General features: G+C 64.7%; 26 protein-coding genes. 20 read left to right on the top strand and 6 right to left on the bottom strand.

Going from position 1 to position 26,026, the window contains the following annotated elements:
• Window positions 1-94: 94 nt before the first annotated feature.
• A complete protein-coding gene (locus AC5I5I_RS25725; RefSeq protein ID WP_495977986.1) occupies window positions 95-991 on the bottom strand; it encodes a LysR family transcriptional regulator in 897 nt (298 codons plus the stop codon).
• Between the two features lie 111 nt (window positions 992-1,102).
• Between AC5I5I_RS25725 and AC5I5I_RS25720 the strand changes: the two genes are divergently transcribed.
• From AC5I5I_RS25720 to AC5I5I_RS25695, 6 genes are all read left to right on the top strand, one after another.
• Complete coding sequence (locus AC5I5I_RS25720; RefSeq protein ID WP_495977984.1) at window positions 1,103-2,836, top strand: NAD(P)H-dependent oxidoreductase subunit E; 1,734 nt, start codon at window positions 1,103-1,105, stop codon at window positions 2,834-2,836.
• Between the two features lie 4 nt (window positions 2,837-2,840).
• Window positions 2,841-5,744: a formate dehydrogenase subunit alpha gene (gene fdhF, locus AC5I5I_RS25715; RefSeq protein ID WP_495977982.1), complete on the top strand. Its 2,904-nt coding sequence runs from the start codon at window positions 2,841-2,843 to the stop codon at window positions 5,742-5,744.
• Window positions 5,745-5,900: 156 nt separating this feature from the next.
• A complete protein-coding gene (lpxD, locus tag AC5I5I_RS25710) occupies window positions 5,901-6,935 on the top strand; it encodes a UDP-3-O-(3-hydroxymyristoyl)glucosamine N-acyltransferase (protein ID WP_495977980.1) in 1,035 nt (344 codons plus the stop codon).
• Window positions 6,936-7,057: 122 nt separating this feature from the next.
• A complete protein-coding gene (locus tag AC5I5I_RS25705; RefSeq protein WP_495977978.1) occupies window positions 7,058-8,398 on the top strand; it encodes an APC family permease in 1,341 nt (446 codons plus the stop codon).
• 89 nt (window positions 8,399-8,487) lie between these two features.
• Window positions 8,488-8,685 (top strand): hypothetical protein, encoded by a 198-nt coding sequence (locus tag AC5I5I_RS25700; protein WP_495977976.1) that lies wholly within the window; start codon window positions 8,488-8,490, stop codon window positions 8,683-8,685.
• Window positions 8,685-8,861, top strand: a complete 177-nt coding sequence (locus AC5I5I_RS25695) for a hypothetical protein (RefSeq protein ID WP_495977974.1) — start codon at window positions 8,685-8,687, stop codon at window positions 8,859-8,861. Before AC5I5I_RS25700 ends, AC5I5I_RS25695 begins: the two co-directional genes overlap by 1 nt.
• Before the next feature lie 67 nt (window positions 8,862-8,928).
• Here the strand turns inward: AC5I5I_RS25695 and AC5I5I_RS25690 are convergent, their stop codons facing one another.
• Window positions 8,929-9,171 carry a DUF3297 family protein gene (locus tag AC5I5I_RS25690; RefSeq protein ID WP_495977972.1) on the bottom strand — a complete coding sequence of 81 codons (243 nt, stop codon included), beginning with the start codon at window positions 9,169-9,171 and terminating at the stop codon, window positions 8,929-8,931.
• Between the two features lie 73 nt (window positions 9,172-9,244).
• Window positions 9,245-10,315 carry a Kelch repeat-containing protein gene (locus AC5I5I_RS25685; protein WP_495977971.1) on the bottom strand — a complete coding sequence of 357 codons (1,071 nt, stop codon included), beginning with the start codon at window positions 10,313-10,315 and terminating at the stop codon, window positions 9,245-9,247.
• A 129-nt stretch (window positions 10,316-10,444) separates the two neighbouring features.
• On the opposite strand from AC5I5I_RS25685, the gene bioB reads away from it, so the two are divergent.
• Both bioB and AC5I5I_RS25675 read left to right on the top strand, forming a co-directional pair.
• Window positions 10,445-11,455, top strand: coding sequence for a biotin synthase BioB (gene bioB, locus AC5I5I_RS25680; RefSeq protein WP_495977969.1), 1,011 nt, complete (start codon window positions 10,445-10,447; stop codon window positions 11,453-11,455).
• Between the two features lie 188 nt (window positions 11,456-11,643).
• The gene (locus AC5I5I_RS25675) at window positions 11,644-12,918 is read left to right on the top strand and encodes an adenosylmethionine--8-amino-7-oxononanoate transaminase (protein WP_495977967.1); all 1,275 of its coding nucleotides are present in this window, start codon (window positions 11,644-11,646) and stop codon (window positions 12,916-12,918) included.
• A gap of 148 nt (window positions 12,919-13,066) precedes the next feature.
• On the opposite strand, the gene bioD is transcribed toward AC5I5I_RS25675, so the two are convergent.
• Both bioD and bioF read right to left on the bottom strand, forming a co-directional pair.
• Entirely contained in the window at window positions 13,067-13,750 is a 684-nt protein-coding gene (gene bioD / locus AC5I5I_RS25670; protein ID WP_495977965.1) for a dethiobiotin synthase, read from the bottom strand.
• Between the two features lie 167 nt (window positions 13,751-13,917).
• Window positions 13,918-15,069 (bottom strand): 8-amino-7-oxononanoate synthase, encoded by a 1,152-nt coding sequence (bioF, locus tag AC5I5I_RS25665; RefSeq protein WP_495977964.1) that lies wholly within the window; start codon window positions 15,067-15,069, stop codon window positions 13,918-13,920.
• 111 nt (window positions 15,070-15,180) lie between these two features.
• Here bioF and crcB point away from each other — a divergent pair, with 111 nt between their 5' ends.
• From crcB to AC5I5I_RS25635, 6 genes are all read left to right on the top strand, one after another.
• Window positions 15,181-15,555: a fluoride efflux transporter CrcB gene (gene crcB / locus AC5I5I_RS25660; protein ID WP_495978063.1), complete on the top strand. Its 375-nt coding sequence runs from the start codon at window positions 15,181-15,183 to the stop codon at window positions 15,553-15,555.
• Window positions 15,556-15,755: 200 nt separating this feature from the next.
• On the top strand, window positions 15,756-16,478 hold the full coding sequence (locus tag AC5I5I_RS25655; protein WP_495977962.1) for a cysteine hydrolase family protein: 723 nt from the start codon (window positions 15,756-15,758) through the stop codon (window positions 16,476-16,478).
• Entirely contained in the window at window positions 16,475-18,073 is a 1,599-nt protein-coding gene (locus AC5I5I_RS25650) for a regulator (protein ID WP_495977960.1), read from the top strand. Before AC5I5I_RS25655 ends, AC5I5I_RS25650 begins: the two co-directional genes overlap by 4 nt.
• Window positions 18,074-18,144: 71 nt before the next feature.
• Window positions 18,145-18,780 (top strand): bifunctional 4-hydroxy-2-oxoglutarate aldolase/2-dehydro-3-deoxy-phosphogluconate aldolase, encoded by a 636-nt coding sequence (gene eda, locus AC5I5I_RS25645; protein WP_495977958.1) that lies wholly within the window; start codon window positions 18,145-18,147, stop codon window positions 18,778-18,780.
• Window positions 18,780-19,352 carry a permease gene (locus tag AC5I5I_RS25640; RefSeq protein ID WP_495977957.1) on the top strand — a complete coding sequence of 191 codons (573 nt, stop codon included), beginning with the start codon at window positions 18,780-18,782 and terminating at the stop codon, window positions 19,350-19,352. Before eda ends, AC5I5I_RS25640 begins: the two co-directional genes overlap by 1 nt.
• Window positions 19,349-19,846 (top strand): hypothetical protein, encoded by a 498-nt coding sequence (locus AC5I5I_RS25635; protein ID WP_495977955.1) that lies wholly within the window; start codon window positions 19,349-19,351, stop codon window positions 19,844-19,846. The genes AC5I5I_RS25640 and AC5I5I_RS25635 overlap by 4 nt, the downstream gene beginning before the upstream one ends.
• 19 nt (window positions 19,847-19,865) lie before the next feature.
• Here AC5I5I_RS25635 and AC5I5I_RS25630 read toward each other — a convergent pair whose 3' ends face one another.
• Entirely contained in the window at window positions 19,866-20,792 is a 927-nt protein-coding gene (locus AC5I5I_RS25630) for a sugar kinase (RefSeq protein WP_495977953.1), read from the bottom strand.
• A gap of 175 nt (window positions 20,793-20,967) precedes the next feature.
• Here AC5I5I_RS25630 and AC5I5I_RS25625 point away from each other — a divergent pair, with 175 nt between their 5' ends.
• The 6 genes from AC5I5I_RS25625 to AC5I5I_RS25600 all read left to right on the top strand — a co-directional run bounded on the left by AC5I5I_RS25625 (window position 20,968) and on the right by AC5I5I_RS25600 (window position 25,983).
• A complete protein-coding gene (locus AC5I5I_RS25625; RefSeq protein WP_495977951.1) occupies window positions 20,968-21,126 on the top strand; it encodes a hypothetical protein in 159 nt (52 codons plus the stop codon).
• The gene (aztA, locus tag AC5I5I_RS25620; RefSeq protein WP_495977950.1) at window positions 21,126-21,875 is read left to right on the top strand and encodes a zinc ABC transporter ATP-binding protein AztA; all 750 of its coding nucleotides are present in this window, start codon (window positions 21,126-21,128) and stop codon (window positions 21,873-21,875) included. The genes AC5I5I_RS25625 and aztA overlap by 1 nt, the downstream gene beginning before the upstream one ends.
• Window positions 21,876-21,887: 12 nt before the next feature.
• Window positions 21,888-22,757 (top strand): metal ABC transporter permease, encoded by an 870-nt coding sequence (locus AC5I5I_RS25615; RefSeq protein WP_495977948.1) that lies wholly within the window; start codon window positions 21,888-21,890, stop codon window positions 22,755-22,757.
• Window positions 22,758-22,773: 16 nt separating this feature from the next.
• Window positions 22,774-23,688 carry a metal ABC transporter substrate-binding protein gene (locus AC5I5I_RS25610; protein WP_495977946.1) on the top strand — a complete coding sequence of 305 codons (915 nt, stop codon included), beginning with the start codon at window positions 22,774-22,776 and terminating at the stop codon, window positions 23,686-23,688.
• 49 nt (window positions 23,689-23,737) lie between these two features.
• Window positions 23,738-24,808 (top strand): CobW family GTP-binding protein, encoded by a 1,071-nt coding sequence (locus AC5I5I_RS25605; RefSeq protein WP_495977944.1) that lies wholly within the window; start codon window positions 23,738-23,740, stop codon window positions 24,806-24,808.
• Window positions 24,809-24,966: 158 nt separating this feature from the next.
• Window positions 24,967-25,983, top strand: coding sequence for a WD40 repeat domain-containing protein (locus tag AC5I5I_RS25600; RefSeq protein WP_495977942.1), 1,017 nt, complete (start codon window positions 24,967-24,969; stop codon window positions 25,981-25,983).
• The last annotated feature ends 43 nt before the right edge of the window (window positions 25,984-26,026 follow it).

The following is a 26,026-nucleotide window of genomic DNA, read 5'->3' as shown; positions in this document are numbered from 1 at the left end:
ACAGCCCCTCACCCGGCTCGGTCCTGCGGACCTCGCCACCCTCTCCCCGTTTCACGGGAAGAGAGAAGAGCCGCGCGCGGGGAGAAGGAAGAGCCTAAGCCTCCGCCATCTCCTTCGCGACGCGCTTGCCCTCGGTTACCAGCGCCGCGGTGAGCGGCGTCATCGGCTCGCGTGCCGGCACCACCAGCCCGATCGTATGCATCGCCTCCGGTTCGACGATCGGGATCGCGCGGATGGTATCGGTGAGGCCAAGCGTCTCGGCGAGCTTCGCGGGCATCACCGTCGCCCAGCGGCCGGTGCGCACATGGGCGAACAGCACGACCACCGAATTTGATTCCAGCGTCGGCTGCGGGTTGCCGCCTGCCGAGCGCAGCAGCTGATCGATGATGCGCCGGTTCTGCATGTCGGGCGTGAGCAGGCAGAGCGGCACGCGTGCGACCTCGGCCCACGTCACGCGGTCGCGATCGCCCAGCGGCGCGTCGGGCGCGGTGAGAAGCTGGTAGCGCTCCTGATAGAGCGGCACCGTGTTCACGCGGCCGAGTGGCTCGTTGTCGAGATAGGTGATGCCGGCATCGATCTCGAGATTTTCCAATTGCGTCAGGATCTGGATCGATGTCTGCGACAGGATGGTGAAACGGACATCGGGATGCCGCGCCCGGAACGGCGTGGTGATCGCGGCCACCATGGCGAGCGCGGTCGGGATCGCTGCGATCTTCAGCCGTCCGGTCAGGCCCTTCTTGAGCGCGGTGATTTCCTGCCGCATCGCGCGGCTGTCGCTGACGATGCGGCGCGCCCAGTCGAGCGTGCGCTGGCCTTCCGGCGTAAAGCCGATGAAGCGCGAGCCGCGCCGCACCAGCATCACCCCGAGTTGTTCTTCGAGCTGCTTGATGCCGGCCGACAGGGTCGGCTGCGTCACGCCGCAGGAATCCGCCGCGCGCCCGAAATGCTCTTCCCGCGACAGCGCCATCAGGTATTCGAGCTTGTCCAGCATGCTGCGAAAACTAGCGTGTTTTCAGCCGCTTGGAAACAACGATAGAAAAATCCTATCGTTGCATCGGTAGTTGGGGATTGTTCTAATCAGGCGCCTTGGCGATGCTGCGTCATGAATCCGACAGACACGCTAACTCGTTCCAAGCCCTTGAGTTTTGACGGTTCCGGAGGTCGCGGCCGCAGAGCCCGCAAGACCCCCAAGGGCCGGCAGATCGACACCACGGCGCTCGAGGAAATCCAGGGCCTGCTCACCGACCGGCCGCGCCGCCGCGACCTGCTGATCGAGCACCTGCATCTCATCCAGGACAAGTACGGCCACCTGTCCGCCGCGCATCTCGCCGCACTGGCGTTCGAGATGAAGATGGCGCTGGCGGAAGTGTACGAGGTCGCGACCTTCTACGCGCATTTCGATGTCGTGAAGGAAGGCGAAACGCCGCCGCCGGCCCTGACGGTTCGCGTGTGTGACTCCCTGTCCTGCGCCATGGCGGGATCGGAAAGGTTGCTGAGCGACCTGCAGGCAAAATACGGAAGCGACGTACGCGTCATCCGCGCGCCCTGCATGGGGGCGTGCGAGCGCGCACCGGTCGCCGCGGTCGGTCACGTGCAGACCTTCAATGCCAGTGTCGACAGCGTCGAGGCCGCGGTGAAGCATGGTGCGCACGCGCATGCGGCGACGCCGGATGCCGATTTCGATGCCTATTGCAAGGCGGGTGGCTATACGCTGCTCAAGGACTGCCTCGACGGCAAGCGCACGCGCGACGAGATCATCAAGATCGTCAGCGATGCCGGCCTGCGCGGCCTTGGCGGCGCGGGATTTCCCACCGGCCGCAAATGGTCGCTGGTCCGTGCCGAACCGGCGCCGCGCCTGATGGCGGTGAATGGCGACGAGGGCGAGCCCGGCACTTTCAAGGATCGTCATTATCTGTCGCACGATCCCCATCGCTTCATCGAAGGCATGCTGCTCGGCGCCTGGGTGGTCGAAGCGCCGGATGTCTATTTCTATTTGCGCGACGAATATCCGGAAGTCCGCCTGCTGATCCTGCAGGAGATGGAGAAGGTCGAAGCGGCGGGCCTGGTGCGGCACACGCGCTTCCACATGCGCCGTGGCGCCGGCGCTTATATCTGCGGCGAAGAAAGCGCGATGATCGAATCGATCGAGGGCAAGCGCGGGCTGCCGCGCCATCGTCCGCCTTACGTCGCGCAGGTCGGCCTGTTCGGCCGGCCGACTCTCGAACAGAATGTCGAGACGCTCTACTGGGTTCGCGACATTGTCGAGAAGGGCGTCGACTGGTTTACGTCCTTCGGCCGCCAGGAGCGCAAGGGTTTCCGATCGTTCTCGGTGTCAGGCCGCGTCAAGAATCCGGGCGTGAAGGTCGCGCCCGCCGGCATCACCATGCGCGAACTGATCGACGAGTATTGCGGCGGCATGCAGGATGGCCACACGTTCAAGGGCTATCTGCCCGGTGGTGCATCCGGCGGCGTTCTGCCCGCGAGCATGGCCGATATCCCGCTCGATTTCGGAACTCTTGAGAAATTCGGCTCGTTCGTCGGCTCGCATGCAGTAGTGATCCTGTCGGATCAGGACGACATGAAAGCGGTCGCGCTCAACCTGATGAAATTTTTCGAGGACGAGAGTTGCGGCCAATGCACGCCCTGCCGCGTTGGGACCGAGAAAGCGGTGAGGCTGATGGAGCAGGGGCCCTGGAACGAGACCCTGCTGAACGATCTGTCGACCGCGATGCGTGATGCGTCGATCTGCGGGCTCGGGCAGGCAGCGCCGAACCCGCTGCAGAGCGTGATGAAACATTTTCCAGAGGATCTGAAAAAGCCTCTGAAGGGTTGGTGAGATCATGAGCGATAGCAAGCAGCCCCTGGGTTACGGTCACGACAAGAAGGGCGCCGCGGTCGGCGAAGCCAAGAACGAGGGGCGGCCCGCCGTAAGCCACAAGGGTCCGATCGACGCTGTCGATGGCCAGGGTCACGGCGCCAAAGCGATTACCTTCCTGCTGGACGGCAGGGAAGTGCGCGCGTCCGAAGGCGAGACCATCTGGCAGGTGGCTAAGCGCGAAGGCGTCGAGATCCCGCATCTTTGCTACTCGCCGGAGCCCGGCTATCGCGCCGACGGCAATTGCCGCGCCTGCATGGTCGAGATCGAGGGCGAGCGCGTGCTGGCGGCGAGCTGCATCCGCACGCCGACCGAGGGCATGAAGGTCAACGCCTCGAACCATCGCGCCGAGACCGCGCGCAAGATGATCTTCGATCTGCTGGTCTCCAATCAGCCGCAGCGCGAAACCTCGCCTGATCCCATCTCGAAGTTCTGGTCCTGGGCCGACAAGATGGGTATCGAGACCGGCCGTTTCCCCGAGCGCGAGACGATGCCCGCGCCGGACCGCAGCCATGTGGCGATGGCGGTCAATCTCGACGCCTGCATTCAGTGCAATCTCTGCGTTCGCGCCTGCCGCGAAGTGCAGGTCAACGACGTGATCGGCATGGCCGGCCGCGGCCATCACGAGAAGATCGTGTTCGACTTCGACGACCCCATGGGCGCCTCGACCTGCGTGGCCTGCGGCGAATGCGTGCAGGCCTGTCCGACCGGCGCGCTGATGCCGTCGTCCGTCGTCAATGCGGACAACGTGCGCACCGAATATGCCGATCGCCAGGTGGATTCGGTTTGTCCTTATTGCGGCGTCGGCTGCCAGCTCACCTACAACATCAAGGACGACAAGCTCCTTTACGTCACCGGCAAGGAGGGGCCTGCAAACGAAAACCGCCTTTGCGTGAAAGGCCGCTTCGGCTTCGACTACGTCCACAATCCGCAGCGGATCCTCAAGCCGATGATCCGCAAGGAGGGCGTGCCGAAAATTCCGCATGAATTCATCGACCCGGCCAATCCGTGGACGCATTTCCGCGAAGCCACCTGGGAGGAAGCACTCGACAAGGCCGCGCAGGGCTTCCTGAAGATTCGCGAGCAGCAGGGGCCGAAGGGTCTCGCCGGCTTCGGCTCGGCGAAGTGTTCCAACGAGGAAGCCTATCTGTTCCAGAAGCTTATTCGCACCGGCTTCGGCACCAACAATGTCGACCATTGCACGCGCCTTTGCCACGCGTCGTCGGTCGCGGCACTGCTGGAAGGCGTCGGCTCCGCCGCGGTGTCGGCGACCTTCAACGAGGTGAAGAATTCCGACGTCATCGTGGTGATCGGCGCCAATCCGACCGAAAACCATCCCGTTGCCGCGACCTATTTCAAGCAGGCGGCCAAGCGCGGCGCCAAGCTGGTGGTGATGGATCCGCGCGGGCAGGCGCTGAAGCGTCACGCCTGGCGCATGATGCAGTTCAAGAACGGCGCCGACGTCGCCATGCTCAACGCAATGCTGAACGTCATCGTCACCGAAAATCTGTACGACAAGCAATATGTGCAGACCTACACCGAAGGCTTCGAGGCCTTCGCCGAGCACGTCAAGGACTTCACGCCGGAGGAAATGGCGCCGATCTGCGGCATCGATGCCGACACCTTGCGTGAAGTCGCACGAACTTACGCGCGCGCCGAGAGCGCCATCATCTTCTGGGGCATGGGCGTCTCGCAGCACACGCACGGAACCGACAATGCGCGCTGCCTGATCGCGCTGTCGCTGATCACCGGCCAGATCGGCCGTCCCGGCACCGGGCTGCATCCGCTGCGCGGCCAGAACAACGTGCAGGGCGCCTCCGATGCAGGCCTGATCCCGATGTTCTTCCCCGATTACAGGTCGGTGGAGAATCCCGAGATTCGCGCCGATGCCGAAAAGAAATGGGGCGTGCAACTCGATCCCAAGCGCGGGCTGACCGTGGTCGAGATCATGAACGCGATCCATGCCGACACCATCAAGGGCATGTACATCATGGGTGAAAACCCCGCGATGTCGGACCCGGACCTCAATCACGCCCGCGAGGCGCTGGCGCATCTCGAGCATCTGGTGGTGCAGGACATCTTCCTCACCGAGACCGCGGTCTATGCCGATGTGGTTCTGCCATCGTCAGCCTGGCCGGAAAAGGATGGCACTGTCACCAACACCAATCGTCAGGTGCAGATGGGCCGCAAGGCGCTGCCGCTGCCGGGCGACGCGCGCGAGGACTGGTGGATCACCATCGAGCTTGCAAAGCGCATGGGCCTGAACTGGACCTATACGCATCCGCGCGACGTCTATCCGGAGATGGCGTCGATGATGCCGGCGCTGAACAATATTTCGTGGGAGCGGGTCGAGCGCGAGGATGCGGTCACCTATCCGTCCGACGCGCCGGACAAGCCGGGTCGCGACGTGGTGTTCGACAAGGGCTTCCCGCGTCCGGGCGGTTTCGGCAAGCTGGTGGCGGCGAAACTCACTCCACCCGACGAGACGCCGGACCACGATTACCCGTTCATCCTCACCACGGGACGCCAGCTCGAACACTGGCATACCGGCTCGATGACGCGGCGCGCGACCGTGCTCGATGCGCTCGAGCCGACCGCGATTGCACAGCTCTCGCGCGGCACCATCGCCAAGCTTGGCATCCGTCCGGGCGACATGGTGCGCGTCTCGACACGGCGCGGCACCGTCGATCTGCAATCGCGCCAGGACGACGCGGTGCCGGATGGCGTGGTCTTCATCCCCTTCGCCTATGTCGAGGCGGCGGCGAACCTCCTCACCAATCCGGCGCTCGATCCGTTCGGGAAAATTCCCGAATTCAAGTATTGCGCGGCCAAGGTCGAGGCGATCCCGATGCGCGAGGCGGCGGAATAGCCGCCCGCGTTACACAATGCGGCGGCCAGAAGGCCGCCTGGTGGCGGAACAGGTTTGAACCGCTCCAGCCTTGCCGTCGGAATGTAAAGTTTCCGGTGCGGCGCTTGTGTTCGCCCAGCCTTGCGGCTAGCTGTCTGTCCTCCTCAAGGACGCAGCATGCAGCCCGCATCGACCGGCCACATCCGCTTCTTTCAGCGAAGCGGGCCGCACCGCTTGGCCGACATCGCAAACGCAGCGGGCGGCGCCGTGGCGTCGGGCCATGAGCGCGTGTTCGAGGGCATCGCGCCGTTGCAGACCGCCGGGCCCGGACAGATCAGCTTCCTGGATAACCGGCGCTATGCATCGCTTCTGGACGTCACGCGCGCCGGTGCGGTGATCGTGCATCCGGACATGCAATCGCGGGTGCCGGACGGCGCCGTGGCGATCGTGACCTCCGAGCCGTATACGGGCTGGGCCCGGGTCGCAAAGATGTTTCACCCCGCGCCCGTGGCGTCTCCCGGCATTCATCCATCGGCGGTGATCGACGACACCGCTGTCATCGATCCGTCGGCGGATATCGGCCCGCTCTGCGTGATCGAGGCCGGCGCCGAAATCGGCCCCGGATGTCGCATCGGAGCGGCCGCGGTGATCGGCGCCGGTGTGGTGCTCGGCCGCGACTGCCGGATCGGCTCGCATGCCAGCGTCAGCCACGCCCTGCTCGGCGAGCGGGTTTATGTCTATCCGGGTGCGCGGATCGGCCAGGAGGGGTTCGGCTTCGCCGTTACCGCGCGCGGGTTCGAGACCGTGCCGCAACTCGGGCGCGTGCTGCTGCACGACGATGTCGAAGTCGGCGCCAATTCCACGGTGGATCGCGGTTCGGCCGGGGATACCGTGATCGGTACCGGCTCGCGGCTCGATAACCTCGTGCAGATCGGGCACAACGTTGTGCTCGGGCGCTGCTGTATCATCGTCGCGCAGGTCGGCATTTCCGGTTCGACCATGCTCGGCGATTTCGTCCAGGTCGGCGGACAGGCGGCGATGGCTGGTCACCTGCAGATCGGTTCCGGCGCCCAGATCGGTGCCCAGGCTGGCGTCATCTCCGATGTCGAGCCGGGCGCGAAGATGCTGGGCAGCCCGGCACAGCCGAGCCGCGATTTCTTCCGTCAGATTGCAGTCCTGAAGAAGCTGCTGCCGAAGCGAAACGCCGGCTGAGATTGAGATCGTCTCCGCTTCGCGAGATAAGTCGAAGCGCCAGCGCGCGGCGGTTCCGGATCGACGCGCCGCGCGTCATGCTATCCTTCATCCGTTGCCGCAATGTCCGTGAGCCTCATGCCATGACCGATCCATCCGGCAGGTCCGCGAGCCTTCCACCTTCGTCCGGCTCCCAAGCCGACCAGATCGGTCTGGTTGCGGCGGTGTCGATCGGCATCGGCGGCATGGTCGGCGCCGGGATCTTCTCGATCCTCGGCGTCGTCGCGCAGGCCACCGGCAACATGATGTGGCTCGCCTTCATGATCGGTGGCGTGGTCGCGCTGCTCGCGACCTATTCCTATGCAAAGCTCGGTGCGGTGTTTCCGTCCGCCGGCGGGGCGGTCCATTTCCTGGTGAAGGGATATGGCGACGGCGTCTTGTCCGGCGGGCTCAATCTGTTCATGTGGGCGGGCTACATCATCTCGCTCGCACTCTACGCCACGGCATTCGGCAGCTATGCCGCGACGTTCATCACCACGCAGCCCGAGCCGCTGCTGGTGAAGTTCCTCGCGGTGGGATCGGTGCTCGCGCTGACGCTGCTCAATGCGTTCGGCGCGCGCATCATGGGACGCAGCGAGACGCTGATCGTTGCGATCAAGGTGTCTATCCTTGTCTTGTTCGCAGCCGCCGGCTTGTTCTTCATCGAGCCGGCGCGCTTCTCTCCGTCGCTGTCGCCCGAAGCCGCGTTCGTCCTGGTCGGCGCCGGCATCCTGTTCATCGGCTATGAAGGATTCGGCCTGATCGCCAATGCCGCGTCCGACATGAAAAATCCGCGGGTGATGCTGCCGCGCGCGCTCTATACCGCCGTGATCTTCGTGATCGTGTTGTATCTCGTGGTCTCGGTCACGGTGACCGGCAATCTGTCGAGCGCGCAGATCGAGCGGGCGAAGGACTATGCGCTCGCCGAGGCCGCACGGCCGTTCCTCGGCGAAGCCGGATTCCGGCTGATCGCGATCGCTGCGTTGTTCTCGACGGCGTCGGCGATCAACGCCACGCTCTTCGGCTCCGCCAATGTCTGCTACATGATCGCTCGCGATGGCGAATTGCCGGACGGCCTGTCGCGCACCGAATGGCGGCAGGCGACCGGCGGCCTTTTCCTGACCGCCGCGCTGGTCATTTTGATCACGCTCTTTTTCGATCTGTCCGGCATCGCGATGATGGGCAGCGCCGCGTTCCTGCTCATCTATGGTGCGGTGAATGGCGGCCATCTGCGCGTTCTGAAAGACACCGGCGCCAACGCCATCCTGGTCTGGCTTTCGCTGCTGACCTGCCTCGCGATGTTCGCGATCCTGTCGGTCTATACGTGGCGGGAGCAACCCGCGGCGATCACGGCGCTGGTCGCCATCGCCGCCGCATCCTTCGCGGCGGAATGGCTCTATCGCCGCTGGACCGGCCGCAGGATCAGGACGCAGACGCTGCCCTAGCCGGCCCGATGGAAAGGGCGGCCGCCCGGCATGATCCAGATCAAGGACATCGCCGTGATGAGCGAGTAGCGTTTGTTATGGAGATTGCCATGCCCGAGGCCGACCGGAATTTTGAGCGCGCGCGATCCGCATTTCGCAATGCCGCTGCGGCCAAGTCGATTGCCGCGATGCGTCTGCAGGTGGAAATGGGTCTCGCTTTCCTGGAGCGGGCGGACGCCTTGTCCGCGGTCGTGGAGCTGACGCCGTCGGCGCGCCCGCGCTCCACCCCCGAAACGAAAAGTCGATAATGAAGCGCGATAGCGAGCGGCTCCTCGACCTCGCGCGCAAATGTTTCGAAGATGCGGCCGAGTGCGGCGACCCGGCCCAGATGAAAGTCCATGCCGAGATGGGCCGGCGTTACCTCGAACAGGCCGAAGCCGCGGCAAGGCAGGACGCCACCAGGACCAACGGTGACCAAGGTTAGGCCTGACAGGCGCTGGATCGCGGCATTTGGCAGGATGCAGGCGCCCGCCCGGCGGACTGAGCCGGCGCTATGCCTGGTCCTTGAAATAGGGCTCGACATTGCCCTTCAGCTTGATCGTCAGTGGCTTGCCGAACCGATCCTTGGCGTTGCCGGCCGCGACCCTGATCCAGCCCTCGCTGATGCAATATTCCTCGACATTGGTCTTTTCCTTGCCGTCGAAACGGATGCCGATATCGCGCGACAGCAATTCCTCGTTGTAGTGAGGATTGTCGGGATCGACGCTCAGGCGGTCGGGGAAGGTGTCGGTCATTGCAGCTCGTCTTGTGGCTTGGTCAGGCCGCCGTCCTAAGCGGTTGCGGCGGCCAAGGCAATCGGGATGCGGCCTAATCCAGCGTAAAGGCCTCGTGCACCGCGCTCTGGATCGAGCCGCCCATCACCGGCCCGCCGCCAGCCACATGGATATATCCGCCGATCGCGACGGCGCCGAGGCCGTGCCGCGGCGTCGGCATCGGGGCATAGGATTCCCAGATGTCCTTCTCGATGTCGTAGCCTTCGTTCTGGCCATAGACGCGGTTGGTGCCTTCTCCGCCCATCACGAAAATCCTGCCGTCGAGAAATACGGCGCCGTGCCCGGACCGCGCGGTCGGCAACGGCGCGCGGGGTTCCCATTTGTCGGCCTTCGGATCGTAGACGTGATGCAGGTTCGAGTTGGTGTGGAACGAATCCACCCGGCCGCCGATCACGTGGATCTTGCCGTTCACCGCCAGCGTCCCGGTATGGTCGCGGCCGGTCGGCATCGGCGCACGCGCCGCCCATTGATCAATGCGCGGATCGTAGACCAGATGCCAGTCGACGGATTTCTTGGTCGGAAACGTATCGCCGACGGCGCCGCCGATCGCATGCAGGTTGCCGTTGATCGCCGCGCAGCCGATCGCCGCAAACGGTTTCGGCAACGGCGCGATGCCGCGCCAGTTTTCGCCATCGAGCACGAAGCAGAGATTGTCCGGCTTGCGGTTCTGCTCGATGAATCCGCCGATGGCGTAGAGCTTGCCGTTCACCACCGCGACCCCGACATGATTGGCGCCGCGCGGCAGGAACGGCGCGTCGAGCCATTTGTCCGACGCCTGGTCATAGACATGGTGATAGGGGCGGTCGACGCGCTGCTCGCCATAGCCGCCCAGGACATGCATGCGGTCGTTGAGCGTGGTGGCCCAGGCCATCTCGCTGCGCGGCAGCGGCAGTGGCGCCTTCGTCACCCAGCGCCCCTGTTTGGCGGCGAGCGGCGCAGGCGAGTCGAAGACATGCTGCAGCTTCATGGTGTCGAGCGGCGGTGTCTTGATCTTCGGATCGGTGAGATGCGAATAGACCGGATCGTGCCCGGCATGGTGTTGCGCAAAAGCCGGCGCGGCCACGCTCGCGCCAAGGCCCGCCAGTATCGTCCGCCGTGAAAACATCCCCATTCCCCGTACGCTGTACCTGCCGGCCCTGTTCCACCGGCTATCTTGGCTTGGCGGCGGCACTATGACATGAAGCCACAGGACATGAAGAGAAGGGCGTGACGAGCGCCGGCCTGGGACCTCCCGATGACCCTTGGAACCTACGAAAAAGCTGCGTTTACGGGCGCGTTTGGCGCGGTCCGGCACGACTGGACCCGGAGCGAGATCCGCGACCTGTTTGCCCTTCCGTTCCCCGACCTGATGTTCCAGGCGCAGTCGGCGCACCGGGCCAATTTCGATCCGGCCGAGGTGCAGGTCTCGACGCTGCTGTCGATCAAGACCGGCGGCTGCCCGGAGGATTGCGCCTATTGCCCGCAGAGCGCGAAATACGACACCGGCGTGAAGGCCGAAAAGCTGATGAGCCTCGACAAGGTTCTGGCCGAGGCGCAGGCCGCCAAGGATGCCGGCGCCAGCCGTTTCTGCATGGGCGCCGCCTGGCGCGAACCCAAGGACCGCGATCTCGACAAGGTCTGCGCGATGATCGAGGGCGTGCGCGCGATGGGCCTGGAAACTTGCGTCACGCTGGGCATGCTGACCGGTGCGCAGGCGACGCGGCTGAAGGCCTCCGGCCTCGACTATTACAACCACAATCTCGATACCTCGCCGGAATTCTACGGCGAGATCATCACCACGCGCACCTGGCAGGAACGGCTCGATACGCTGGAGCATGTGCGTGACGCCGGCATCCATGTCTGCTGCGGCGGCATCGTCGGCATGGGGGAGGGCGCGGAGGATCGCGTCGGCATGATCCATGCGCTGGCGACGCTGCCGGTTCATCCCGAAAGCGTGCCGATCAACATGCTGGTTCAGGTCGAGGGCACGCCGCTGGCTAATCACGCAGCAGACGAAAAAAGCGCGGCGATCGACGCGCTCGACTTCGTGCGCACCATTGCGGTCGCGCGCATCACCATGCCGCGCTCGATGGTGCGCCTCTCGGCCGGCCGCGAGGACATGACCGACGAGACGCAGGCGCTGTGCTTTCTCGCTGGCGCCAATTCGATCTTCTATGGCCCGAAGCTGTTGACCACGGCGAACCCCGCCGCCGACCGCGACCGGCAATTGATGGATCGTCTCGGCCTGCGGGCCATGCTGGTGTGACTCTTCTCTTTTCCTCCCCCTGAATGGGGGAGGTCGATTGCCTTCGCTTGCGAAGGCAATCGGGTGGGGGTCCATGGCTCTGACTGGAATGGACCCCCACCCCAACCCTCCCCCTTTCAGGGGGAGGGAGTGCAGTGGGTCCGCGGCTACAGTGCTGCGAAGAGCCCAAGACGGGAAGGTTTTTTGCCATGCTCGACAAGCGTGACTGGCTCCGCACCGGCCTCGACCACATCTGGCTGCCCTATGCCCAGATGAAAACCGCGCCTGCGCCGCTGCCGGTGGTGCGCACGGAAGGCACCCGCATTCATCTCGCCGATGGCCGCGAACTGGTCGACGGCATCGCCTCGTGGTGGACCGCCTGTCATGGCTATAACCACCCGCATATCCGGCAGGCGGTGCAGCGCCAGCTCGACGTCATGCCGCATGTGATGTTCGGCGGGCTGGTGCATGAGCAGCCGCTGACGCTGGCGCGCCGGCTCACGGAAATCCTGCCGGGCGACCTGACCCGCGTGTTCTTCACCGATTCCGGTTCGGTCTCGGTCGAGGTCGCGATGAAGATGGCGATCCAGTACTGGCTTAATCTCGGCGAGACCAGGCGCGACACCTTCATCTGTTTTCGCGGCGGCTATCACGGCGATACGCTCGGCACCATGGCGATCTCGGATTTCGAGACCGGCATCCATCAGAAGTTCGGCACCATCCTGAAAGCGCATCTCTGCGCACCTTTGCCGGAAACCCCCGAGACCGATGCGGCGCTGGTTGCGCTGATCGGACAGCATGCCGACCGGATTGCCGGGATCATTGTCGAGCCGCTGGTGCAGGGCGCAGGCGGCATGCGCTTTCACGATCCGTCGGTGCTGTGGCGGCTGCGCGAGATTGCGGATTCCTACGGCGCGCTGCTGATCTTCGACGAGATTTTCACCGGCTTCGGTCGCACCGGCACGATGTTCGCGTGCGAGGCGGCGGGCGTCGTGCCGGATATCGTGACGCTGTCCAAGGCGCTGACCGGCGGCACGTTGCCGCTCGCGGCGACCGTGGCGCGGCGGCGTGTCTTCGACAGCTTCTGGTCGGACGACCCGATGGCCGCGCTGATGCACGGGCCGACCTATATGGCCAATGCACTCGCCTGCGCCGGGGCCAATGCCTCGCTCGATCTGTTCGAGGATGGCGAGCGGCTGCGTCAGGTGGCGCGGATCGGGCAGTGGCTTGCTTCAGGGCTCGCGCCATGCCGCGATCTGCCGGGCGTCGTCGACGTGCGCACCCGCGGCGCCATCGGCGTGGTCGAACTCGAGCGCATCGACGATCTGAATGCGCTGCGCAGCGCGTTCGTTGCGAAGGGCGCGTTCATCCGGCCGATCGGCAATGCGATCTATCTCGCGCCGGCGCTGACCATCGGCGAGGAAGATGTGGCGTTGCTCACGCGGGTGATCGGCGAGGTGCTGCGGGAGCGCGCGACAAGCTGAGCTCTCGTGTCCCGGATGCGGCGCAGCATGCAGCGAAGCGGAATGGTGCGCCGCTGATCCGGGACCCAATACTTCGTTGCATCGCGCATAGGTCCCGGTTCTGCAGCGCAACGTTACACGCTGCGCTGCGCCCGGGACACGCAAGCCGCTACACCAGCCCGCAGCTTTTCGCGATCTGCGCGAAGGCCGGATGATCGGCACCCGGCTCGAGCCGCGGCAGCGCGATGACTTCGACCGACGGCAGGAAGCGCGCGATCGTCGCCACCGTCTCGTAAAGCGGCACATGGCTGCCCGCGCTCTCGCTCACCACGATGGTTTGCAGGTCGCAATCTTCCTGGTCCAGCACCTCGGCCGCGGTCAGCGTGTGGCTGATGCTGCCGAGATAGCTGCCGGCGACCAGGATGACCGGCAGTTCGAGCTCTGCAATCCAGTCGAGCACGGTGTTGTCCTGATCGATCGGCACCATGACTCCACCGACGCCTTCGATCAGGAGCGAGCCATCGGTTTCCTTGATCGCGGTGTCGCAGAACGAGACCAGCTGATCGAAGTCGATCTCCTTGCCTTCGTGGCGCGCGGCCATGTCCGGGGAGAATGCGGCAGCGAAGCGCCAGGGCGAGATGTCCTCGATCTCCTCGTCGGTGAGTGGCAGGCCGAGCGCGCGCAGCAGCACGCCGGAATCGCTCTCGCCCGCTCGTGCCGGATCGAATCCGCTGATGATCGGCTTCACGGCGTCGATTGGTTCGCCCTGCGCGCGCAGATAGCGGATCAGACCCGCGGCGAGGAAGGTCTTGCCGACATCGGTGCCGCTTGCGGTGATGAAGATGGATGCCATGTCTGATGTCCCGGTTGCGGAGGCCAGTGTCGCCGCGGTGGCGCGCTTTCACAAGCGCCGGAACCACGGGGATACGGCTCAAAGTCAGTCTGTGCGGCTTTGGATGTGACGTCCTAGCACGGTCTGCGCACGAATGGTGGCAGGATCGTCAAAATCGCGGCCGGCATTCAACTTAAAATGCGGTTGCGGATGAGACCGGCCAGCCGTTCGATCGCCTCGTCGGGCTGTGCCGCATTGAAGGTCACGCGCAGCCTTGCGGTTCCCTCCGGCACGGTCGGCGGACGGATGGCGATGACCAGGAACCCTTCGTCTTCCAGCAGCGCCGACGCGCGAAGCGCAGCATCGGCATCGCCGATCGTCACCGGCACGATCGCGCTGTCCGCGGCCGGCAGATTGGCGGCGCGGGTGAAGGCCCGCGCCTTTTGTAATGGGAGCGCCGCAAGACCGGGATCGCTCTCGATGATATCGAGGGCCGCAATCGCCGCACCCAATGCGGCCGGCGGCAGCCCGGTCGAATAAACGAGCGTGCGCGCGCGGTTGTGCATCAGGTCGATCACCGCGCGCGAGCCGCAGAGATAGCCGCCATAGCTGCCGATCGCCTTCGACAGCGTGCCCATCTGCAACGGGATCTCGGCAGGAGGATTGGTGGCATAGGCCGAGCCGCGGCCCTGTCCGAGCACGCCGATGCCATGGGCGTCGTCGCTCATCAGCCAGGCGACGGTGCGGCTTGCGATGTCGGACAATTCCGGCAGCGGCGCGAGATCGCCGTCCATCGAGAACACGCCTTCGGTCATGATCAGCGCGTGACGAAAGCGCGCGCGTTCGGCATCGAGCAGCGCGCGCAGATGCGCGGTGTCGTTGTGACGGAACGCCATGATCGCGGCGCCGCTCAGTCGCGCGCCGGTATGCATGGAGGAGTGCGCGAGCTCGTCGATCAGGATGAGATCGCCGGGTCCGACCAATGCCGGGACGATCCCGGCATTGGCGAGATAGCCCGAGCCGAACACGCAGGCGGCCTCCGCGCCCTTCAGCTTTGCGAGCCGCGATTCCAGTTCGGCATAGAGCGGATGACTGCCGGTGACGAGCCGTGAGGCGCCGGCTCCCGCGCCGTAGGTTTCCGCCGCCGCGGCCGCGGCACGCTTCACTGCCGGATGCTGGCTGAGATTGAGGTAGTCGTTGCTGCAGAAGGACAGAAGCGCGCGGCCGTTGCGCACGACATGTACGCCGTCGCCCGATTCCGTTTCCACGATGCTGCGGCGCAGGTTGTCACGCTCGCGCTCGGCGAGCTTGTCGCGGGCGAACAGGTCGAGGGATCGCATGGCGGCGGGACCATGGCCGGGACCTCGGTTGGACGCAACCGCAAAGTCGGCGATAAGGGCGAGGACGGGAAGGCAGAAGAATCCCGACCATTGCAGAAGGTCTGGCCGACGATGGGCTACGTATTGGTGTTTCTGGGGGGCGGGATCGGTGCGATGCTCCGCCACGGGATCAATATGGTGACGCCGCGGCTGTTGGGGAGCGGGTTTCCCTGGTCCACTTTTCTCATCAATATCAGCGGCTCCTTTGTCATGGGTCTGGTGGCCGGCTGGTTCGCCTTCAGGGGTGACGCGCCCCAGCATTTGCGGCTGTTTTTCACCACCGGCATCCTCGGCGGATACACCACCTTCTCGGCCTTTTCGCTCGATACGGCACTGCTTTACGAACGCGGTGATGTCGGGCTGGCGGCGGCCTATGTCGCCGGCTCGGTGGCTCTGTCCATCGCCGGATTGTTTGCCGGACTGTGGATCGTCCGCTCGCTGATGTGATGAAAGCCGGAGCAGAATTGCCGCTGTTTTCGGCAGCAACGAGCAATCCCAACGCTGCTTCGTCACGTGATGCATCCGCCTTCGCGATGTGAATCAATGGCTTAGCCGGCCGCAAACGCCGCAAATCTTTTGCATACAATAGCGGGAACTTGGCCCCGAACTTGCGTAGCTCCTCCTGCCGGGCTTCGTGGAGCGATGCTGTGCCAGTCAGGATCGAGGCCGAACCTTATCCGCTTCAGATCGACATCAGCCGGTCTGCACTCGTCATCATCGACATGCAGCGCGACTTCCTGGAGCCGGGCGGCTTCGGCGCCGCACTCGGCAATGACGTCTCGCTGCTGAAGGCGGCGGTCGAACCGATCGGCAATGTGCTCAAGGCCGCGCGCGAAACCGGCATGCTGGTCATCCATACCCGCGAAGGCCACCGGCCCGACTTGGCCGACGCACCGCCGCTGAAGGTCGAGCGCGGCGACCCGAACACCCGCATCGGCGCACCCGGCCCGATGGGGCGCATTCTGGTCCGCGGCGAGCCCGGCCACGACATCATCCCCGAGCTTTATCCGGTCGCCGGCGAGCCCGTGATCGACAAGCCGGGCAAGGGCGCCTTCTACCAGACCGATCTCGAACTGATGCTGAAGAACCGCGGCATTGAAACGCTGCTGGTGTGCGGCGTTACCACGGAGGTCTGCGTCAACACCACGATCCGCGAAGCGAATGATCGCGGCTTCCGCTGCATCGCGCTGTCGGATGGCTGCGCCTCCTATTTCCCGGACTTCCACTTGGCCGGCCTCGCCATGATCAAGGCGCAGGGCGGCATCTTCGGATGGGTGTCGGATTCCGAGAAAGCGATTGCCGCGATCGCAGCGCATGGCGCGCGCGCAGCGAAAATTTCGTTTGGGATTATTGAAGGGGGAGTGCGATGACCGGTCTTGCCGATACCAGTGCTGAAAAATTCCGCCCCGCCTTGTGGACGCCGGGCGACTGGAACGCCTTTTTCGGCTTCGGCACCAACATCCTGGTCAACATGCTGGTGCTGACCGGGCTGCTGCGCTTCGTGCTGAAAATGCCGGACTCGATCGTGTTCGGCCGCATCCTGCCCGCAATGGGCCTGATGATGTTCCTGTCGACGATGTACTACGCGTGGCTCGCCTACAAGCTCGCGCTCAAGACCGGCCGCTCCGATGTCTGCGCGCTCCCGTCCGGCATCAGCGTGCCGCATATGTTCGTGGTCACTTTCGTGATCATGCTGCCGATCTCGCTCAAGACCAACGATCCGATCAAGGGCTGGGAAGCGGGCCTGGTCTGGGTGTTCTTCCAGAGCTTCATCCTGATGATCGGCGCTTTCATCGCGCCCTATATCCGCAAGATCACGCCGCGCGCTGCTCTGCTCGGTACGCTGGCCGGTGTGTCGATCACCTTCATCGCCATGCGCCCGGCGCTGGAAATGTTCCTGACGCCGCAGATCGGGCTTATCTGCTTCGCCATCATTCTCGTGGCCTGGTTCGGCGGCGTGAGATACCCCAAGGGCATTCCCGCCGGGCTGATCGCGATCGCGGCCGGCATGCTGATCGCATGGGGCTCGACGCTGTTCGGCTACAATCTCGGCGGCATGAGCCTGGACAAGGTGACCGGCGCCTTCAGCCATTTCGGCTTCTCGGTGCCGATCCCGGCGATCGGCCATGTCTTCTCGGGCTTTGAATTCCTCGGCATCATCCTCGTGACCGCGATCCCGTTTGGCATCTACGATCTGGTCGAGGCCATGGACAACGTGGAGAGCGCGGAAGCGGCCGGCGACCATTACCCGACCACGCAGGTGCTGACGGCGGACGGTGCGGTCAGCCTCATCGGTTGCCTGATGGGTAACCCCTTCATCAACGCGGTCTATATCGGTCATCCCGGCTGGAAGGCGATGGGCGGCGGGATCGGCTATTCGGCCGCGACCGGGCTCATGGTGATCGTGCTGTCCTGGTTCGGCATCATCTCGCTGATGCTGGCTTTGATCCCGCTGGTCGCGATCTCGCCGATCCTGCTCTACATCGGCATGCTGATCGGCGCGCAGGCCTTCCAGACCACGCCGACGCATCATGCGCCCGCCATCGCGCTGGCGCTGACGCCGCATCTCGCGGCCTGGGCCAAGACCCTGATCGACGGGGCGCTGGGTGCTGCCGGCACCACTGCCGCCGCGGTCGGCTTCGACAAGATGGCGATGCAGGGCGTGGTCTATCACGGCCTCGAAGTGATGGGCGGCGGCGCGATCCTGTCGGGGCTGGTGCTTGGCGCCATAGGCGTGTTCATCGTCGACCGGGAATTCGTGAAGGCCTCGGCCTTTGCGCTGGCTGGTGCCGTGCTGACCTTCTTCGGCTTCATGCATGGCGAAGCGGTGGGATTCGCGGTCACGCCCTCGGTGGCGCTCGCCTATGCCATGGTGGCGGCCTTCCTGTACGGGATGAGCCGCCAAAATCTGGGCCTCACGGTGCCGGCACCGGCGCCCAAGCCGGTCGCCACACCGGCTGAGTAAATGCGAAATGCAGCCCGGCCATCCCGGGTTGCGACTTGAACGAAACGCGCTTCACGGGCATGTCTTGCGCCATGCCCGACGCATTCGAAACCGCAGACCTCCTCAGCCGGGCACCGGTCATCCCGGTGCTGACCATCGACGATCACGATATCGCCGTGCCGCTGGCGCGTGCGCTATGCGACGGTGGGCTTCCGGTCATCGAGGTCACATTGCGGACCCGGGCCGCTCTGGGCGCGATTGCAGCCATCGCGGTCGAGGTGCCGGAATGCATCGTCGGCGCCGGTACGGTGGTAAGGCATGTCGATGCGGCGTTTGCGATTGATGCCGGCGCGAAATTCCTGGTGAGCCCCGGCACCGACTCCGTTCTCGCCGAGACCTTCACCGAGATCGAGATTCCGGTTCTGCCGGGATGTGCCACCGTGACCGAAGCCATGGCGCTGTCCGACCTTGGCTTCGAGATTCTGAAATTCTTTCCAGCCGAGGCATCGGGCGGCGCCGCCTGGCTGAAGGCGGTCGCGGCGCCGCTGCCGCACATCCGGTTCTGCCCGACCGGCGGCATCGATATGCGCAATGCGCGCGACTATCTCGCGCTGCCGAATGTGGTTTCGGTCGGCGGCTCGTGGGTGGTGCCGCAGGATGCGCTTGCCGCGAAGGACTTCGCGCGGATCAAGGCGCTGGCGCGCGAGGCCGCGGGCCTGCGCGGCTGATGCAATCCGAGCCGCTACCGCCGCCCCGCCGCAAACGACGCGCCTTCGATTGGCCGACCGCCATCCTCATCACCATCGTGGTGAGCGCGGCGGCCTACGTCTATTGGCGTGATGGCGGGGCACGCTTTCTGGATGTGATCTGGTCCGATGCCGATCTGTTCGCGTGGATGCTGCCGAGTGTCCTGGCCGGCTGCCTGATCGCGGCGCTGGTCACGATCCTCTTGCCGCGCGAAACCGTCATCCGTTGGGTCGGCCGTGATGCCGGCTTCAAAGGCATTCTGATTTCGGCCGGCGCCGGCATCATCGTGCCGGGCGGTCCTTTCACCATCTATCCGATTGCTGCGGCCTTCATCGGCATGGGCGCGGATGCAGCCGCCGTGGTGACCCTCATCACAAGCTGGACCACCATCGGGCTCAGCCGTTCGCTGGTCTGGGAGTTGCCGTTTCTCGGCTTCGATTTCGTCCTGTGGCGCTGGCTTGCGGCGTTGCCGCTTGCCGTTCTCGCCGGCCTGATCGTGCGTGCGATCGAGCGCTACTGGCGGGTGAAGGCCAACGCGAAGGCCAAGACGTGATCGAACTCATTGTCATCGGCGCGCTCTGGATCATCGTTCTGGCGCTTGCGCTGGGCGTTGCCAAGCGCAGCCGGCCGTTGCTGCGCGAAAGCCTGCGCAACGGCGCCACCGAGTTTGTCTATCTCGTGCCGCGGATGGCGATCGGCGTTCTGGGCTCGGGCTTCATCGCTGCGGCCCTGCCGCAGGATTTTGTGGTGGCGTGGCTGGGCTCATCGTCAGGCGTGCTGGGCATTGCGCTTGCCGGGATTGCGGGCGCGATGACGCCGGGCGGGCCGGTGGTCGGCTTCGCCGTCGCCGCTGCCGCGCTGAAAGGCGGCGCCGGTGCGCCGCAGGTGATCGCCTATTCGACCGCCTGGGCGCTGTATGCCTTTCCGCGCCTGCTCACCTACGAATTGCCGATCATGCCGGCACGCGTGGTGTGGCTGCGCGTGGTCGCGAGCCTGCCGCTGCCGTTCATCGCGGCATGGGTCGCGATGCTGATCGGCAAGCCGTGAGTGAGGCCTAGACGGTCGCTCAATGCACCGCCTGCGCGGACCGCGGCATGATCGCGCCGCGATGGCGGATCACTTCGGATGCAAGCTTGTGGCCGGCGAGTGCCGCATCGCCCGGATTTTCGTCGGCAAGCCGCGCCGCCATGTAGCCGGCATTGAAGCTGTCGCCGGCGGCAGTGGTGTCGACCGGCACCACCACATCCGGCACCGGCACGAACTCCTTGTGCCCGCCCGATGCGACCAGCGCGGAATTCGGTCCGTTCTTGATCGCGATCTCGGCAATGCCGAAGGCCTGCAGCCGTTCGATCGTCGCATCCGGTGACGGGTCGCCCCACAGCAGCGCTTCGTCGTCATAGGTCGGCAGCGCGATGTCGACGCGCTTCAGCGCTTCCATGAACACGGTGCGGGTCCGCTGCACGTCGCCCTTCCAGGCGCGCGGGCGGTAATTGCCGTCGAACACGATCTTGGCGCCGGCCTTGCGTGCGAGTTCCAGCAGCGCGAGGAACCGTCCCAGCCCCTGATTGGAATAGATCGACAGGGTGATGCCGGAAAAATACACGATGCGGGCGCCGACGATGCTTTCGGCAATACGGCCCCAGTCCGGCAATTCGAACAGCTCGCGGGCCGGTGCATTGTCGCGCCAATAGCTGAAGCTGCGCTCGCCCTTGTTGTCGGTTTCGATCAGATACAGGCCGGGCAGGCGGCCCGGCACCCGCACCACCAGGTCGGTTGAGATGCCCTCGGCCTTGGCGAGGGAGACGATCCGATCGGAATAGATGTCGTCGCCGAGCGCAGTGGCGTAGGCGACCGGCAGGCCCCGGCGCGCGAGATAGACTGCGGTGTTGAAGGTGTCGCCGCCGCAGGCTTGGCTGAAACGGCCATCCTGGCCGCGCGTCATCTCGATCATGACTTCACCGATCGAAACGATGCGTTTGGTCTGGTCGGACATGGTTGCAGCCGGATTTTGAGGGGTGCTGGGCCACCATGGCCCGGTCAGAGACCATTTGGCAACGAAACCGAAGACAATTTTCTCCGATTTGCCGGTGTTGGCCTTGAGGTGCCGGTCCGGCCCTTGGCATCCCGAAACGTTATACTATAACAACCAGCGGAGGCCGAAACCGCCTATGACCGAGCACCACCACCACCATCATCTGCCGGGGCATACGCACCCGCCGGCCGCGATCGGGCCGTCGATCCTGCGTTTGTCGATGTTGCAGCGACTGGCCTTCGCGGTGGTGCTGACGGTCATCGTATGGGTGGCGGTGATCTGGGCGATGCGCTGATGACAATCCATGTCCAGACGCCGCAGGTGGAGTTCCGCGACCTGACGCTCGGTTATGACCGCCATCCGGCGGTTCACCACCTCACCGGCGGCGTCGCACCGGGCGCGCTGCTGGCGGTGGTCGGCCCCAATGGGGCGGGCAAGTCCACGCTTTTCAAGGGGATCGTGGGGGCGCTGAAGCCGCTCGCGGGCCGCGTCGATCTCAACGGCCTGTCCGCGCGCGATGTCGCTTATCTGCCGCAGGCGGCGGAGATCGATCGCAGCTTTCCGATCAGCGTCTACGATCTTGTCGCGATGGGGCTCTGGCGCCGCACCGGCGCCTGGGGCGGATTCGCGAAAGCCGATCATGCGAAAATCCGCGAGGCGATCGCGGCTGTTGGCCTCACCGGGTTCGAGCGCCGCGCCATCGGCACGCTGTCGGGTGGCCAGATGCAGCGCATGCTGTTTGCGCGGCTGCTGTTGCAGGATGCACGGCTGGTCGTACTCGATGAGCCATTCAACGCCATCGATGCCAAGACCTCGGCCGATCTGGTGGCGCTGGTTCAGCGCTGGCACAGCGAGGGTCGTACCATCCTCGCCGCGCTGCATGACATGGATCTGGTGCGCACGACCTTTCCGCAGACGCTGCTGCTCGCGCGCGAGCAGGTGGCCTGGGGCGATACCGCGTCCGTGCTGACCGCCGACAACATGCAGAAGGCGCGGCACATGTGCGAAGCCTTCGACGAGCAGGCACACGCATGCGCGGCATGACCGGAGAGTAGAGTGCTCTACGACACCCTCATCGGCCCCTTTGCGGAATTCGACTTCATGCGCCGCGCCCTGGTAGGCGTCATGGCGCTTGCGCTCGGCGCCGGTCCGATCGGCGTGTTCCTGATGCTGCGGCGGATGTCGCTCGTTGGCGACGCCATGGCGCATGCCGTGCTCCCCGGAGCGGCCATCGGCTTTCTGGTGTCCGGGCTCAACATTTTCGCCATGACCGCGGGCGGGCTGATTGCCGGCTTCACCGTCGCGCTTCTTGCGGGGGTCGTCGCGCGGTCGACCGAACTGAAGGAAGACGCCTCGCTTGCGGTGTTCTTCCTGATCTCGCTTGCGGTCGGCGTCACCATCATCTCGGTGCGCGGCACCAATATCGACCTGCTGCATTTCCTGTTCGGCTCGGTGCTCGCGCTCGACGATCCGACGCTGATCCTGATCGCCATCAACGCCACCGTGACGCTGCTCGGGCTGGCGCTGATCTACCGGCCGCTGGTGCTGGAATGCGTCGATCCGCTTTTTCTGCGCTCGGTCAGCAAGGCCGGCGGCCCCGCGCATCTGATCTTTCTGGCGCTGCTGGTGATCAATCTGGTCTCCGGCTTCCATGCGCTCGGCACGCTGCTCGCCGTCGGCATCATGATGGTGCCGGCCGCGATCGGCCGCTTCTGGGCGCGTGACATCACCGCGATGATCGTGATCGCGGTGCTGGCGGGGATGCTATCCGGCTATGCCGGATTGCTGCTGTCGTTTCATACCGCAGCGCCCGCCGGACCGGCCGTCATTCTGGTTGCCGGCATTCTCTACGCGGTCTCGCTTTTGTTCGGGACCGTGGGCGGACTCGTTCGCCAGCTCTTTCCGGGGCGTCACCTCGAAGCCTGACTTGATGGAGGTCATCATGCTGACGAGACGTATCGTCATTGCCGCGGCGTTTGCCGCTTTCGCGTCGTCCGCGCAGGCGCAGCAAACGAAGCTGCCGGTGGTCGCGACATTCTCGATCCTCGGCGACATCGTCTCCAATGTCGGCGGCGATCGCGTGGAGGTGAAAAGCCTGGTCGGACCGAATGGCGACGCCCATGTGTATTCGCCGTCGCCCGCCGATGCCAAAACGCTCGCCGACGCGAAGGTGATCGTGACCAACGGCCTCGGCTTCGAAGGCTGGCTGGCGCGTCTGATCAAGTCGTCCAACACCAAGGCGCCGAATGTCGTCGCGAGCAAGGGGATCAAGCCGCGCAAGCTCGCGGGCGGCCACTCGCATGGACACAGCCACGGACACAGCCATGCCGACGGTGATCCGCATGCCTGGCAGTCGGTGGCCAATGTGAAAATCTATGTCGCCAATATCCGCGATGGCCTCACCAAGGCGGATCCCGGCGGCAAGGCGGTCTATGCGGCCAACGCCGACGCCTATCTTGCCAAACTCGATGCGCTCGAAAGCGAGGTCAAGGACGCCGTGTCGAAAATCCCGCCGGAGCGCAGGAAGATCATCACCACCCACGATGCCTTCGGCTATTTCAAGGATGCCTATGGCGTCGAGTTCATCGCGCCGCAGGGGGTGTCGACCGATTCGGAGGCTTCGGCCCGCGATGTCGCGCGCATCATCACCCAGATCAAGAAACAGAAAATCCCGGCCGTGTTCATGGAGAACATCAGCGATACGCGGCTGCTGACGCAAATCGCCAGCGAAACCGGCGCCAAGCTGGGCGGGACGCTCTATTCCGACGCCCTGACCGACGAAAAAGGGCCGGCCCCCACTTACATCGATCTCATCCGGCACAATATAAGGACGCTCAGCGCGGCGCTTCAGTCCTAGCCCGCGCTCCGCCCGCCCGGGCGGCCCCGGAAAATCGGCTGGAGCGTTCATGTCCGACAAGACCCCCGTCACGGTGCTGACCGGCTATCTCGGCGCCGGCAAGACCACGCTGCTCAACCGCATCCTCTCGGAACCCCACGGCAAGAAATACGCCGTGATCGTCAACGAATTCGGCGAGATCGGGATCGACAACGACCTGATCGTCAATGCCGACGAGGAAGTGTTCGAGATGAACAACGGCTGCATCTGCTGCACCGTGCGCGGCGACCTGATCCGCATCATCGAAGGCCTGATGCGGCGCAAGGGCAAGTTCGACGCCATCATCGTGGAGACCACGGGGTTAGCCGACCCGGCGCCGGTAGCGCAGACCTTCTTTGTCGACGAGGAAGTCGGCAAGAAGACACGGCTCGATGCGGTGGTGACGGTCGCCGACGCCAAATGGCTGAAGGATCGCCTCAAGGACGCGCCCGAAGCCAAGAACCAGATCGCCTTCGCGGATGTGATCCTGCTCAACAAGACCGACCTCGTCGACGAGGCCGGTCTGCAGGAGGTCGAGGCCCGCATCCGCGGCATCAACCCGTATGCGAAGCTGCATCGCACGCAGCGCTCGGAGATCGCCCTCGACGAGGTGCTGGACCGCAAGGCGTTCGACCTCGACCGCATCCTCGATATCGAGCCGGATTTCCTGCATGGCGGGGAACATGATCACGATCATGATCACGACCACGCGCATGGTCATGATCATCATCACGACCATGATCATCACCACGAGCATGGTCACGCCCATCACCATCACGGCAAGGGCGTGAAGCATTATCACGACGAGGAGATGCAATCGATTTCGATTGCGACCGACAAGCCGCTCAATCCCGACAAGTTCTTTCCGTGGATCCAGAATCTGGTTGCGGAGGACGGCCCGGCGATCCTGCGCTCCAAGGGCATTCTCGCCTTCAAGGACGACCCGGACCGCTTCGTGTTCCAGGGCGTGCACATGATCCTGGACGGCGACCATCAGCGTCCGTGGAAAGAAGACGAAAAGCGCGAGAGCCGGCTCGTCTTCATCGGCCGGCATCTGCCGGAGGAAAAAATCCGCAAGGGCTTTGAAACCTGCATCGCGTGACCGCTCCGTCGTCGTCCCGGCCGGGCGTATGCGAGGGCCGGGAACCCCAGTCCCCCTGAGGGTTGTTCACGCCGACCTTTCCTGATTGAACGTTTGGTGGCGATGGGTCCCGGGCAGCCTTCGCCTTGCTCAGGCTTCCGGGACGACCGAGATTGATGATGTCCGATACCCGCTCCCCCACCAACACCCCGTCCGTCGTCGATCGCACCCAACCGGTCGCGACCGGCGGCACTGTGATCGCCGTGCATTTCCTCGGCGGCCGGGCCGCATTCGTGCTGGCCGAAGAGGCCGCGCTTCTCGCCGGCCGTGATGGCAAGACCGAACGCGTCGCGCTTCATGACGGCGGCATTCTCGCGTCTGCCGGCGACGGCACGCGTCTTGTCACCGGCGGTGACGACGGCAAGGTGATGGAGATCGCAACGGATGGTACGACGCGCGAACTGTTCGCCGAACCGAAGCGGAAGTGGATCGACCACGTCGCACTCGGGCCCGAGGGCGCGACCGCATGGTCGGCAGGAAAGGCCGTCAGCGTCCTGGGCAGCAAGGGCGAGGTCAAATCGCTCGACCTGCCATCGACGGCCGGCGGCCTTGCTTTTCTGCCGAAAGGCTTCCGCCTCGCCATCGCGCATTACAACGGCGCCTCTCTGTGGTTTCCGAATGCGCAGGTGAAACCCGAGGCGCTGGAATGGAAAGGTTCGCATCTCGGCGTGACCGTCAGTCCCGACGGACGGTTTCTTGTGACCACCATGCAGGAGCCGATGCTGCATGGCTGGCGCCTCATGGACAGCAAGCATATGCGGATGTCCGGTTACGCCGCGCGGGTGCGCTCGATGAGCTGGACCGCAGATGGAGCGTTCCTCGCGACCGGCGGTTCGGACCAGCTCATCCTGTGGCCGTTCTCGGGCAAGGACGGGCCGATGGGCAAGCAGCCGACGCTGCTTGCGCCCCATGCCAAAAAGGTTTCGGTGGTGGCCTGCCATCCCAAACAGCCGGTAGTGGCCGTGGGTTACGAGGACGGTCTGATCCTGCTGGTGCGGCTCGATGACGGCGCCGAGGTGCTGGCGCATTCGTCCGATCTCGATACGCCGGTCACCGCGCTGGCCTGGAGCGGTGATGGTCTGCAGCTTGCATTTGCCTGCGAGGACCGTGCCGCCGGTGTTGTAGATTTGGCCTGAGTTAGACTTGGCCTGAGTTAGACTTGGCCTGAGTTAGACTTGG

This window comes from Pseudorhodoplanes sp. (genome assembly GCF_059499825.1).
The sequence above is the reverse complement of the archived record's forward strand: the minus strand, read 5'-3'. Positions and strand labels throughout refer to the sequence as shown.

Bases quoted from the DNA above. Each gene is read 5' to 3' on its own strand.
- AC5I5I_RS25725 (WP_495977986.1), bottom strand. From the start codon at position 991: ATGCTGGACAAGCTCGAATACCTGATGGCGCTGTCGCGGGAAGAGCAT.
- AC5I5I_RS25720 (WP_495977984.1), top strand. From the start codon at position 1,103: ATGAATCCGACAGACACGCTAACTCGTTCCAAGCCCTTGAGTTTTGAC.
- fdhF (WP_495977982.1), top strand. From the start codon at position 2,841: ATGAGCGATAGCAAGCAGCCCCTGGGTTACGGTCACGACAAGAAGGGC.
- lpxD (WP_495977980.1), top strand. From the start codon at position 5,901: ATGCAGCCCGCATCGACCGGCCACATCCGCTTCTTTCAGCGAAGCGGG.
- AC5I5I_RS25705 (WP_495977978.1), top strand. From the start codon at position 7,058: ATGACCGATCCATCCGGCAGGTCCGCGAGCCTTCCACCTTCGTCCGGC.
- AC5I5I_RS25700 (WP_495977976.1), top strand. From the start codon at position 8,488: ATGCCCGAGGCCGACCGGAATTTTGAGCGCGCGCGATCCGCATTTCGC.
- AC5I5I_RS25695 (WP_495977974.1), top strand. From the start codon at position 8,685: ATGAAGCGCGATAGCGAGCGGCTCCTCGACCTCGCGCGCAAATGTTTC.
- AC5I5I_RS25690 (WP_495977972.1), bottom strand. From the start codon at position 9,171: ATGACCGACACCTTCCCCGACCGCCTGAGCGTCGATCCCGACAATCCT.
- AC5I5I_RS25685 (WP_495977971.1), bottom strand. From the start codon at position 10,315: ATGTTTTCACGGCGGACGATACTGGCGGGCCTTGGCGCGAGCGTGGCC.
- bioB (WP_495977969.1), top strand. From the start codon at position 10,445: ATGACCCTTGGAACCTACGAAAAAGCTGCGTTTACGGGCGCGTTTGGC.
- AC5I5I_RS25675 (WP_495977967.1), top strand. From the start codon at position 11,644: ATGCTCGACAAGCGTGACTGGCTCCGCACCGGCCTCGACCACATCTGG.
- bioD (WP_495977965.1), bottom strand. From the start codon at position 13,750: ATGGCATCCATCTTCATCACCGCAAGCGGCACCGATGTCGGCAAGACC.
- bioF (WP_495977964.1), bottom strand. From the start codon at position 15,069: ATGCGATCCCTCGACCTGTTCGCCCGCGACAAGCTCGCCGAGCGCGAG.
- crcB (WP_495978063.1), top strand. From the start codon at position 15,181: ATGGGCTACGTATTGGTGTTTCTGGGGGGCGGGATCGGTGCGATGCTC.
- AC5I5I_RS25650 (WP_495977960.1), top strand. From the start codon at position 16,475: ATGACCGGTCTTGCCGATACCAGTGCTGAAAAATTCCGCCCCGCCTTG.
- eda (WP_495977958.1), top strand. From the start codon at position 18,145: ATGCCCGACGCATTCGAAACCGCAGACCTCCTCAGCCGGGCACCGGTC.
- AC5I5I_RS25640 (WP_495977957.1), top strand. From the start codon at position 18,780: ATGCAATCCGAGCCGCTACCGCCGCCCCGCCGCAAACGACGCGCCTTC.
- AC5I5I_RS25630 (WP_495977953.1), bottom strand. From the start codon at position 20,792: ATGTCCGACCAGACCAAACGCATCGTTTCGATCGGTGAAGTCATGATC.
- AC5I5I_RS25625 (WP_495977951.1), top strand. From the start codon at position 20,968: ATGACCGAGCACCACCACCACCATCATCTGCCGGGGCATACGCACCCG.
- aztA (WP_495977950.1), top strand. From the start codon at position 21,126: ATGACAATCCATGTCCAGACGCCGCAGGTGGAGTTCCGCGACCTGACG.
- AC5I5I_RS25610 (WP_495977946.1), top strand. From the start codon at position 22,774: ATGCTGACGAGACGTATCGTCATTGCCGCGGCGTTTGCCGCTTTCGCG.
- AC5I5I_RS25605 (WP_495977944.1), top strand. From the start codon at position 23,738: ATGTCCGACAAGACCCCCGTCACGGTGCTGACCGGCTATCTCGGCGCC.
- AC5I5I_RS25600 (WP_495977942.1), top strand. From the start codon at position 24,967: ATGTCCGATACCCGCTCCCCCACCAACACCCCGTCCGTCGTCGATCGC.